Source organism: Enterovirga sp., from assembly GCF_035325185.1.
In the GTDB taxonomy this organism is placed as follows: Bacteria; Pseudomonadota; Alphaproteobacteria; order Rhizobiales; family Beijerinckiaceae; genus Enterovirga.
In genome coordinates this window covers 49,478-59,740 of record NZ_DAOLAJ010000008.1, presented here as the reverse complement: position 1 = coordinate 59,740, position 10,263 = coordinate 49,478, and the positions used below count along the sequence as shown (strand labels likewise).

General features: G+C 69.3%; 11 protein-coding genes and 1 pseudogene. 7 read left to right on the top strand and 5 right to left on the bottom strand.

The features are described from left to right. The 6 genes and pseudogenes from PKD06_RS03160 to PKD06_RS03135 form a co-directional block, all read left to right on the top strand. A pseudogene (locus tag PKD06_RS03160) lies at positions 1-1,017 on the top strand (carbamoyl phosphate synthase large subunit); the annotation flags it as partial. A 199-nt stretch (positions 1,018-1,216) separates the two neighbouring features. Next, the gene (greA, locus tag PKD06_RS03155; RefSeq protein WP_324377539.1) at positions 1,217-1,690 is read left to right on the top strand and encodes a transcription elongation factor GreA; all 474 of its coding nucleotides are present in this window, start codon (positions 1,217-1,219) and stop codon (positions 1,688-1,690) included. An 87-nt stretch (positions 1,691-1,777) separates the two neighbouring features. Continuing rightward, positions 1,778-2,266 carry a hypothetical protein gene (locus tag PKD06_RS03150; RefSeq protein WP_324377538.1) on the top strand — a complete coding sequence of 163 codons (489 nt, stop codon included), beginning with the start codon at positions 1,778-1,780 and terminating at the stop codon, positions 2,264-2,266. Continuing rightward, the gene (locus PKD06_RS03145) at positions 2,256-3,263 is read left to right on the top strand and encodes a mitochondrial fission ELM1 family protein (RefSeq protein ID WP_324377546.1); all 1,008 of its coding nucleotides are present in this window, start codon (positions 2,256-2,258) and stop codon (positions 3,261-3,263) included. The genes PKD06_RS03150 and PKD06_RS03145 overlap by 11 nt, the downstream gene beginning before the upstream one ends. 9 nt (positions 3,264-3,272) lie before the next feature. Further along, a complete protein-coding gene (gene trxB / locus PKD06_RS03140; protein ID WP_324377537.1) occupies positions 3,273-4,229 on the top strand; it encodes a thioredoxin-disulfide reductase in 957 nt (318 codons plus the stop codon). A gap of 28 nt (positions 4,230-4,257) precedes the next feature. Continuing rightward, positions 4,258-5,148, top strand: a complete 891-nt coding sequence (locus tag PKD06_RS03135) for a LysR family transcriptional regulator (RefSeq protein ID WP_324377536.1) — start codon at positions 4,258-4,260, stop codon at positions 5,146-5,148. Positions 5,149-5,348: 200 nt separating this feature from the next. Here PKD06_RS03135 and msrP read toward each other — a convergent pair whose 3' ends face one another. Together msrP and PKD06_RS03125 are read right to left on the bottom strand one after the other, a co-directional pair. Continuing rightward, entirely contained in the window at positions 5,349-6,284 is a 936-nt protein-coding gene (msrP, locus tag PKD06_RS03130) for a protein-methionine-sulfoxide reductase catalytic subunit MsrP (RefSeq protein WP_324377535.1), read from the bottom strand. A gap of 106 nt (positions 6,285-6,390) precedes the next feature. Further along, positions 6,391-6,939: a L,D-transpeptidase gene (locus tag PKD06_RS03125; protein ID WP_324377534.1), complete on the bottom strand. Its 549-nt coding sequence runs from the start codon at positions 6,937-6,939 to the stop codon at positions 6,391-6,393. Between the two features lie 277 nt (positions 6,940-7,216). Here PKD06_RS03125 and PKD06_RS03120 point away from each other — a divergent pair, with 277 nt between their 5' ends. Further along, entirely contained in the window at positions 7,217-7,621 is a 405-nt protein-coding gene (locus tag PKD06_RS03120; RefSeq protein WP_324377533.1) for a DoxX family protein, read from the top strand. A 21-nt stretch (positions 7,622-7,642) separates the two neighbouring features. On the opposite strand, the gene PKD06_RS03115 is transcribed toward PKD06_RS03120, so the two are convergent. The 3 genes from PKD06_RS03115 to PKD06_RS03105 form a co-directional block, all read right to left on the bottom strand. After that, complete coding sequence (locus PKD06_RS03115; RefSeq protein WP_324377532.1) at positions 7,643-8,497, bottom strand: sulfurtransferase; 855 nt, start codon at positions 8,495-8,497, stop codon at positions 7,643-7,645. Between the two features lie 49 nt (positions 8,498-8,546). After that, positions 8,547-9,569 (bottom strand): zinc-binding dehydrogenase, encoded by a 1,023-nt coding sequence (locus PKD06_RS03110; RefSeq protein ID WP_324377531.1) that lies wholly within the window; start codon positions 9,567-9,569, stop codon positions 8,547-8,549. A gap of 54 nt (positions 9,570-9,623) precedes the next feature. Next, on the bottom strand, positions 9,624-10,263 hold a 640-nt coding region (locus PKD06_RS03105; RefSeq protein WP_324377530.1), incomplete at its 5' end, for a hypothetical protein.

Here is a 10,263-nt window from a genome sequence, read left to right as displayed (position 1 = left end):
CCGAACGACAAGACCGGCCAGATCAACACGGTGCTGGGCCAGAACCCGCTCCTCTTCGACCGCTACCTGTCGGACGCGATCGAGGTGGACGTGGACGCGCTCTGCGACCGCCGGGACGTCTTCGTCGCGGGCATCATGGAGCATATCGAGGAGGCGGGCATCCATTCGGGCGATTCGGCCTGCTCGCTGCCGCCGCGCTCGCTGTCCCCGGAGATCATCGCGGAGCTGGAGCGCCAGACGCGCGATCTGGCCCTGGCCCTCCAGGTGGGAGGGCTGATGAACGTCCAGTACGCGATCAAGGACGGCACCATCTACGTGCTGGAGGTGAATCCACGCGCCTCGCGCACGGTCCCCTTCGTCGCCAAGGTGATCGGCGAGCCGATCGCCAAGATCGCGGCGCGGATCATGGCCGGCGAAAGCCTCGCCTCCTTCGGGCTGGCGAAGAAGGAGCTGGGACATATCGGCGTCAAGGAGGCGGTCTTCCCCTTCGCCCGCTTCCCGGGCGTCGACGTGCTGCTCGGGCCCGAGATGCGCTCGACGGGCGAGGTGATCGGCCTCGACCGGGGTTTCGGCACCGCCTTCGCGAAATCGCAGCTCGGCGGGGGCACGAGCGTGCCGCGCGGCGGGGCCGTCTTCGTCTCCGTCCGGGACGGCGACAAGGAGCGCATCCTGCCGGCGATGAAAACCCTGCGCGACCTCGGCTTCAAGGTCCTCGCCACGCGCGGCACGCAGCGCTTCCTCAACGAGCACGGGATCGAGGCGGGACGCGTGAACAAGGTTCTCGAAGGGCGCCCGCATATCGTGGACGCGATCAAGAACGGCGACATCCAGCTCGTCTTCAACACGACCGAGGGGGCGGGCGCGCTCTCCGATTCCCGCTCGCTGCGCCGCGCCGCGCTGCTGCAAAAGGTTCCCTACTACACCACCATCGCGGGCGCTCTCGCGGCGGCGGACGGGATCAAGGCCTATCGGGCGGGGGATCTCGAGGTGCGGGCCTTGCAGGATTACTTCGCCTGAGCCTCGGAGACGGCGCCCAGCTGTCCCCGTCCACCGCGGGACAGGTGGTTGCCTTCCCGCCCGGCCTGTCCCACACTTCGCAGGCTTCGCCGCCAAGGCAGCGAGAAGCGCCCGGCCGGGACATCCCGGCCGGCACAGGCTCTTGGCGATCACCGTCCCGGCCCGGCCCGGACGCCCTCCCCATCTGAAGGTTCCGACCATGGAAAAGGTGCCTCTCACGCCACGAGGATTCGCGACGCTGGAGGAGGAGCTGAAGCACCGCCAGCAAGTCGAGCGCCCGCGCATCATCGAGGCGATCGCCGAGGCCCGGGCGCATGGCGACCTGTCGGAGAACGCCGAATACCACGCGGCCAAGGAGAGCCAGTCCCTCAACGAGGGCCGCATCATGGAGCTCGAATCGATCATCTCGCGCGCCGACGTGATCGACGTCACCAAGCTCAACGGCAGCAAGGTGAAGTTCGGCGCGACCGTGAAGCTGGTCGACGAGGATACCGAGCAGGAGAAGACCTACCAGATCGTCGGCGATCCCGAGGCCGACGTGAAGCTCGGCCGCGTGTCGATCTCCTCCCCCGTGGCCCGCGCCCTGATCGGCAAGTCGGTCGGCGATTCGGTCGAGGTGAAGACGCCGGGCGGGGCCAAGAGCTACGAGATCGTCGAGGTCGCCTTCCGCTGAGGGAGGGCGCCCCACCGATATGCTCCGAGGGGGCTCGCGCCGGCGCGGGCGCCAGCGTAGAAGGGCGCCCCTGAAGGATCGATCCGCATGCGCGTTCTCTTTGCCCTCCTCGTCGCCGCCCTCGCGACACTTTCCCTGTCGCCCGGCCCCGCCGAGGCGCGCGCGCGTCGCGCGGCGCCGGTGGCGGCGCCCATCGTGGTCGATGTGAACGCGATCCGTGCCCGCGGCCTGACCAGGCAGGCCGACATCATCCAGGGCACGATCGCGCAGGAACTTGCCCGATCCGGCCCCTTCCGCGGCCGGATCTATGTGCGCATCACCAGCTATTCGCTCAATTCCTTCGCCGGCGGCAGCCGCGGCTCCCGCGGCATCGGTACCGGCGGCACCAGCTCCGACTTCCTGGAGGGCGATTTCCAGATGCTCGGCCCGCGTGGCGAGATCCTGGCCGGGCGCCGCATGGTCGTGAACGCGCCCGCCACCTCCGGCGGCGCCTGGTATCTTCCCGGCGACGACGACCGTCGCCTCCAGGCCGTCTCGCGCTCCTTCGCCGGCTGGGTGAGGCGCTATTCCCGCTGAGTCCACCCCCCTCTCCTGCTGGGTCCTCACGGACGGCAAGGCGGGCGACGAGACGCCATGCCTCGGCGTCGCCGAGGCCATGGGGCTCACCCCGGACATCCGCCGCGTCCGGCCCCGCGCCCTCTTCGCCCTGCTCGGGCCGCGCGGGCCGATCGACCCGCGCGAGGCGCCCGGACGGCCCGGCAGCCCCATCGCGCCGCCCTTTCCCGATCTCCTGATCGCCTCCGGCCGCCGCGCCCTCCCCTACATGCGCGCCGTGCGGCGCGCGAGCGCGGGCCGGACTTTCACGCTGTTCCTGAAGGACCCGCGCATCGGCGCGGAGGCGGCCGACCTGATCTGGGTCCAGGAACACGACCGGCTCCGCGGCCCGAACGTCCTCACCAGCCTCACGGCGCCGCACCGTCTCTCCGCCGCGAAACTGAGCCACGCCCGCGCGGCGCTCGATCCGCGCATCGCCCGCCTCGCCCGGCCTCGCGTCGCGGTGCTCGTCGGAGGAGACAGCCGGCACCACCGCTTCGAGGCGGATGACATCGTGCGCCTCGCCCGCTCCCTGCGCGACCTCGCCGCCTCCGGGGCGAGCCTCGCGGTCACGGCCTCGCGCCGCACGCCGAAGGACTTGCTGGACGAGTTGCGCGCCCTCGCGGTCCCGCCAAGGCATTTCCTCTGGGATCCTTCGGAGCCGCCGGGAGACAATCCCTATCTCTCTCTCCTCGCCGGGGCCGATGCCGTCGTCGTGACGGCCGATTCGACCAACATGGTGGGGGAGGCCGCGGCGACGGGCGTTCCGGTCCTGGTCTTCGAGCCGTCCGGCGGCCATCCCAAGATCCGCCGCTTCCTCGATGCCCTGATCCGTTACGGAGCTGTGCGCCCTTTCGCTGGACGGCTTGAAGAATATGCATACCAGCCATTAGATAGCACTTGCGAGATCGCGGAGGCGGCCCGGGTCGCCCTTGCGCGTCATCTTGCGGCGGTTCGGAGGGGGCCGCCGGAGTTTTAGGCGACAACGATGCATGCGAAGCTTCTGATCGTCGGCTCCGGCCCGGCCGGGTACACGGCCGCCATCTATGCGGCGCGCGCCATGCTGGAGCCGGTGCTCATCTCCGGCCTCCAGCCGGGCGGCCAGCTCACCATCACCACCGATGTCGAGAACTATCCCGGCTTCGCCGACGTGATCCAGGGCCCCTGGCTGATGGAGCAGATGCGGCTCCAGGCCGAGCATGTCGGCACCCGCATGATCTCCGACACGATCGTGAAGGCGGAACTCGGCACGCGGCCCTTCCGCCTCACGGGCGACAGCGGCGACGTCCATACCTGCGACGCCCTCGTGATCGCGACGGGCGCCCAGGCCCGCTGGCTCGGCCTTCCCTCGGAGGCACGGTTCCAGGGCTTCGGCGTCTCGGCCTGCGCCACCTGCGACGGCTTCTTCTTCCGGGGCAAGGAGGTCGTGGTGGTCGGCGGCGGCAACACCGCCGTCGAGGAGGCGCTCTATCTCGCCAATATCGCCGCGAAGGTGACGGTCGTGCACCGGCGAGACGCCTTCCGGGCCGAGCGGATTCTCCAGGACCGCCTCTTCAGGCTCCCGAATGTCCGCGTCGTCTGGGACTGCACGGTGAAGGAGATCGTCGGCGTCGAGGAGCCGCATCTCTCGGTGACGGGCGTGCGGATCGAGAACGTGAAGAGCGGCCATGTCGAGGAGATCGCGGCCGACGGCGTCTTCGTCGCCATCGGCCACAAGCCGGCCACCGAGCTTTTCGCCGGCCAGCTCGACCTGAAGCCCGGCGGCTATCTGCGCACGGCTCCCGATTCGACCGCCACCAATATTCCGGGCGTCTTCGCCGCCGGCGACGTCACCGACGACGTCTACCGGCAGGCGGTGACCGCCGCCGGACTCGGCTGCATGGCCGCGCTCGAAGCCGAGCGCTTCCTCGAAGCCGCCCATCAAATGCGCGACGCCGCAGAATAAGCGCGACCGCCGCCGGGGGAGCCCGCACGTGGACTGGGACAAGATCCGCATCTTCTACACGGTGGCCGAGGCCGGAAGCTTCACCAAGGCCGGCGACGACCTCAGCCTCAGCCAGTCGGCCGTGAGCCGGCAGGTCTCCGCGCTCGAGCGCGAGCTGAAGACCCCGCTCTTCCATCGCCACGCGCGCGGGCTCATCCTGACCGAGCAGGGCGACATCCTCCATCGCGCGGCGCGCGACATCCGCCAGCGGCTCGAAAACACCCGCTCGCGGCTCGAGGAGACGAGCGAGCGGCCGACCGGCACGCTGCGGGTCACCACCACCGTCGGCCTCGGCTCGCTCTGGCTGACGCAGAGGATCGCCGAGTTCCTCGACACCTATCCCGAGGTGCGGGTCGAGATGATCCTCACCAACGAGGAACTCGACCTCGCCATGCGGGAGGCCGACGTTGCGCTCCGGCTGCGCCGCCCGGCCCAGCCCGACCTCATCCAGCGGCGCCTCTTCGCCGTCCATTTCCACGTCTACGCCTCGGCCGAGTACATCAAGCGATTCGGCGAGCCCAAGAGCGTCGAGGATCTCGACCAGCACCGCCTGCTCTCCTTCGGCGGCGACCAGCCCTCCTACCTTCTGTCGGTCCATTGGCTGGCGAGCGTCGGCCGGGAAGGGGGGGCGCCGCGCCCCTATCACCTCGTGGTCAACAACATCCCGGCGCTGCGGGCGGCGGTCCTGACCGGGGCGGGCATCGCCGTGCTGCCGGACTATGTCGTCGACGGCAACACGGATCTGGTCCAGGTGCTGCGCGACATCGAGATGCCGGCCCTCGAGAGCTATCTCGTCTATGCCGAGGAGATGCGGAACGTCGCGCGCGTCCAGGCCTTCCGCGACTTCCTGGTCAGCAAGGCGCAGCGCTGGGTCTATTGATGCCAATTCACATGCATATAATGCATGTCTCATCGGACATCATGACGTTTGCCGCCGCCCCGATCAGGGTAGATGCTTGTCGAAGCTGATCACACGGGCCTTGCCCGTGCAGCTGTTCCCCTCTGGAAGGCTCGCCCTGCGGGCCTTGACCTTCGGCCGGGCCTTCCAAGGGCTCGGCCTTTTTCTTGAGGCGGCACCCTTCAGGCCCAGAGCCGTTCCTTCTGGAGATCCTTGTAGAGGTCCGCGACCTCCGGCGCGTAGCCGTTGAAGAGCAGCGTCGGCACGCGGTCGCCCGTCCCGAGCACGCGCTCTTCCGCCTGGCTCCAGCGCGGATGCGGCACCTTGGGATTCACATTCGCCCAGAAGCCGTATTCGGAATCCTGCAACGCCTCCCAGAAGGTCCTGGGCCGCTCGGCCGAGAAGGTGATGCGGTTGATCGACTTGACCGATTTGAAGCCGTATTTCCACGGCAGCGCGAGACGCAGCGGCGCCCCGTGCTGATTCGGCAGGGTCTTGCCGTAGATGCCGGTCACCATGAAGGCGAGGTCGTTCCGGGCCTCCTCGAGGGTGACGCCCTCCGTATAGGGCCACGGATACCAGAACTGCTTCTGGCCGGGCGCGACCGACTTGTCGAGGAAAGTCCTCATCACGACGTACTTCGCCCCCGCGGCGGGCTTGGCGAAATCGACGAGCCGGCGCAGCGGAAAGCCGGTCCAGGGCACGGCCATCGCCCAGGCTTCGACGCAGCGGAAGCGGTAGAGCCGCTCCTCGAGCGCCATCTTCGCGATCAGGTCGTCGATGTCGATCTCGAAGGGTTTCTCGACGAGCCCGTCGATTCGGATCCGCCACGGCCGGGGCTTGAGCGCGTCCGACATGGGGGTGACGGTCTTCGAGGTCGAGAACTCATAGAAGTTGTTGTAGGACGAGGCATATCTCTCGTCCGTCAGCGCACGGTCGCCGAGCGTGTAGGCCGCATTGCGCGCCACCCCTTCCGCGGCCGCGGCGTCCCCGCCGATCCCCATCCCGGCGAGGCCGAGGCCGAAAGCCTGCACGATGCGGCGGCGGTCGAGGAAGACCGATTCCGGGGTCGCGGCGCTCTCCGCAATCCACCAACGCGGCTTCGTCCTGACGAGCATGCCCGGCCCCCTCGAGGTTCCGCCCTCCCGGCTCGCAGAAGGACGAAGGTGCGCCAGGCTAAACCTGCCCCATCCGGAACGTCAGACGTCCGATCGCCACAGAGCCTCAGCGCGTGACGACGACCCGCGTCCCGACCCGCACCCGGTCATAGAGATCGATGATGTCCTGGTTGTACATGCGGATGCAGCCATAGGACGCGAAAGTGCCGATCGAGGAGGGCCGGTTCGTGCCGTGGATGGCATATTCGCCGCCCGCGAGGGTGAGGGCGCGCGGGCCCATCGGATTGTGCGGCGAGCCGCCCGCGATCAGGTCCGGCAGCCGCGGATTGTCGCGCTTGACCTCGGAGGGCGGCGACCAGGCGGGCTGGACGTATTTTCCGTCGATCTGGGACCAGCCGAACCATTGCTTGCTCGGCTGCCCGACCGCCACCCGGTAGCGCAGGGCCGAGCCGTAGCCGTCGACGAGATAGAGCGCGCGCTCGGAAGTCCGAATCACGATCGTTCCCGCCGGAACGCCCTGTGAGTCGAAACTCACAAGTTCCCTCGCATGCGCCTTCGCGGCAGCGGCGGCGCAGCCTGCCGCGACGGCGATCACCAGCGCCAGGCGTCTCCCCTGGGCGCCCCGAATCCGTGACGCCCGTCCATTCTGTTCCATGCCCATCCCGAGGCCCTTCTGCTCGACCTTTCGGGAAAATCTTGGCGCCCAACCCTGACGAGAGGGTTGGCAAAAATGGCTGACGAGCGGTGAATCAGAGGCGGAAGCCGCCGTTTTTTCGCAAGCATCGCCAAATAGTTAAGCCTTAACCTCGGAGCCCTGGCGAGTCCTCCGCCCCACCCCGCGGCCTTCGCCGCGGCGACCCGGTATCAACGAGGCGCGCGCCATGCGAAAAGAGCGGACGCATTCGCCCCCCATCTTCCAGGGACACGAACCGATGTCGCTCGACACGATCGCCGCCGCATGGGCCCCCCGCCTCCTCAGCCTCCTGAGGCTCATGGCGGGCCTGTTCTTCATGGAGCACGGCACCCAGAAGCTGCTCGGATTTCCGGTCCCCCCGGCCTCCGGCGCGCCCGCGATGGGCAGCCTGCTCTGGGTCGGGGGCATCATCGAGCTGGGCTGCGGGCTCCTGATCGCGATCGGCTTCTTCACGCGTCCGGCGGCCTTCCTGGCCTCGGGCATGTCCGCGGCCGCCTATTTCCTCTTCCACGCCCCGCGCAGCTTCTTTCCCGTCGTCAATGGCGGAGAACTGGCGGCGCTCTATTGCTTCGTCTTCCTCTATCTCTGCGCGGCCGGCCCCGGCCCGTGGAGCCTCGACGCCAAAGCCGGCCGGGGCGCCTGAACCTCCCCTCCCGCAAGGCGCTCAGGCGGCAGGCCCGGTCTCGACCAGCCGGGCCGGATCGGCGGTCCATTCGGACATCGAGCCGTCATAGAGGCGCGTTTCCGGCCGTCCCAGGATTTCCGAGAGGACGAACCAGTTCGTCGCCGCCTGCTGCCCCGTATTGCAATAGGTCACGGCCTCTCCCTCCGGCAGGGCGAAGAGGGAGCGAAGCTCGGCCTCCGGCTTCAGGCGGTTCGCCGCCGCGTCGAAGGCGGCGGCGCCTTCCTGAAGCACCGCCCCCGGCAGGCGGCCGGCGCGCGCCGCGACGGCCGATTTCTCCTCCCCGCGATAGGAGCGCGGGCCGCGCGTATCGACCAGCAGGGCGCCGCTTCCGGCCACGGCCCGCTCCACCTGCGCCAGCGTGGCCCGCAATTCGGGACGAAGCCGGACCGGATAGGGGGATTCGGGACGCGGCTGCACGGGGACCGTCTCCAGCCCGAGACCCGCCTCGGCCCAGGCGGCGGTGCCGCCGTCGAGCAGCGAGACCTCCGCATGGCCCGCGACCTTGAGGGTCCAATAGACGCGGGCGGCGGCCGAGAAATCGCCGGCCGAGACCCCGGCCGGCGCCACGACGACCCGGCTCTCCGGCGTGATGCCGAGATCGCCGAGAAGACGCCCGAGCGCCGCCTCGTCCGGCAGCATGCCGGCGCCGCCGGACGCCCCCTTCATGCGCCAGCCGGCCGCGACGTAATCCGTATGGACGGCGCCGGGGATATGCCCCGCCTCGTAGGCCGCGCGCCCCCCGCCATCCACGGCGGAGCGGATGTCGAGCACGACGAGGCCCGGCCGGCCGATTTCCGCGGCCAGCTCCTCCGGTGTGATCAGCGGCCTGCCCATGGCTTTCCTCCTGCCTTGCCTGCGCCGGATGGTCCGGGGCGGCCCTCGATCAGAGCGTGACGATCACCTTGCCGAAGACCTGCCGGCCCTCGAGCCGGGCGAGGCCCTTCTCGAAATCGGCGAGGGGGAAGACCGAATCGATCACCGGCTTCATGCCGCCCGCCATCTTCTCCAGCGACTGGCGGATGTTCTCGATGCGGCAGCCGAAGGAGCCGGTGATCCGGTATTGCTGCTGGAAGAGCTGCATCAGGTTGATGGTGGCCGAGGGCCCCGAGGTCGCCCCGCAGGTGACGAGCCGCCCGCCGCGCTTGAGGACGAGAAGGGAGCCGTTCCAGGTATCGGCGCCCACATGCTCGAAGACGACGTCGACCCCCTTGCGGCCGGTCAGCTTGCGCACGACCCCTTCGAAGCGGTCGGTCCGGTAGTTGATGACGTGGTCGGCGCCGAGCGCCTTGGCCTTGGCCCCCTTCGCATCGTCGCCGACCGTGGTGAAGACGGTGCAGCCGATCGCCTTCGCCATCAGGATCGCCGCCGTGCCGATGCCCGAGCCCCCCGCATGGACGAGGACAGATTCGCCCGGCTCCAGCTTCGCGTTGTCGAAGAGCATGTGCTGGACCGTGCCGAAGCCGATCGGCGCGCAGGCCGCCTCCTCGAAGGAGACGCCCGGCGGCGCCTTCACCACCAGCCGCGCCTCGCGGTTGATCACCTCGCGTGCGAAGCCGTCGATATGGAAGCCCATGATGCCGGCGACGTTCTCGCAGAGATTGTCGCGGCCCTCGCGGCACGCCTTGCAACGGCCGCAGGTGTCGGCGCCATAGGCCGTCACCACGTCGCCCGGCGCGAAGCCGGTCACGCCCTCGCCGACGCAGACGATCTCGCCCGCCGCCTCGACGCCCGCCGCCTGGGGCATCTTGCGCTTGGCGAAGGCCATGCCGCGGAAGCCCCAGAGATCGAGATAATTCAACCCGACCGTGCGGATGCGGATCTGCACCTCGCCGGGCGCCGGGGGCGGGGGCGGCTCGATCTCCTCGAGCCGCAGGTCGCGATCGCCATGGGTCTGGAGGGACAGCATGCAGTCATCCGGGATGGAAGCGATGCAGGTCTCTCCCGCAGAAGGAGGGGGGCGTCAACGGGCCGGCTTGTCGAGCGCGAGTTCCAGCCTCTGGCCGGCCGGAACCGTGAAGGGCGTCTCGCCCCGCGCCTCGCCGTCCCTGCTCAGCGCGGCGACAAAATCGCCCGCCGGCAGCACGGTGTCCAGCTTGCCGTCATAGCCGGTGGCGACCAGCTTGCGCGTCCCCTCGATCGACCTCTGCGCCTCGAAGACCTCGATCGTCGCGCCGGCTCCCGCCGTCAGGACGACGACGCCCGCATCGAGATTGACGGTGAGGCGGGAGGTCTTGCCGGAGGCGATCTCGGCCTTCACCTGCCGCCGCGCTTCCCCCGCCGCCACGATGACCTCGTAGGGGCCTGCGAGCAGATGGAAGCTCGAGCGCGGATCGTAGCGGGTCGTGACGGAGGCGCCGGGCTCCCCGTCCTCGTTGTCCGGCCGGCGCACCTCCGCCGAGAGGCCCTTCCCGACCGGCGGCCCCTTCTCGGAATAGACCGCATCCACCAGGAGCCGGCCGACGGGGATCTCCAGCGCAACATTGATGCTGTCCCCCGCCGCGAGCGTGAAGGGATGCTCGACGGAAGCCGCGTCTTTCGTCAGCTTCAGCCGGTAGCTTCCCGCCGGCAGGACGAAGCTCGGAGCCGCCGCGTAATCGGTC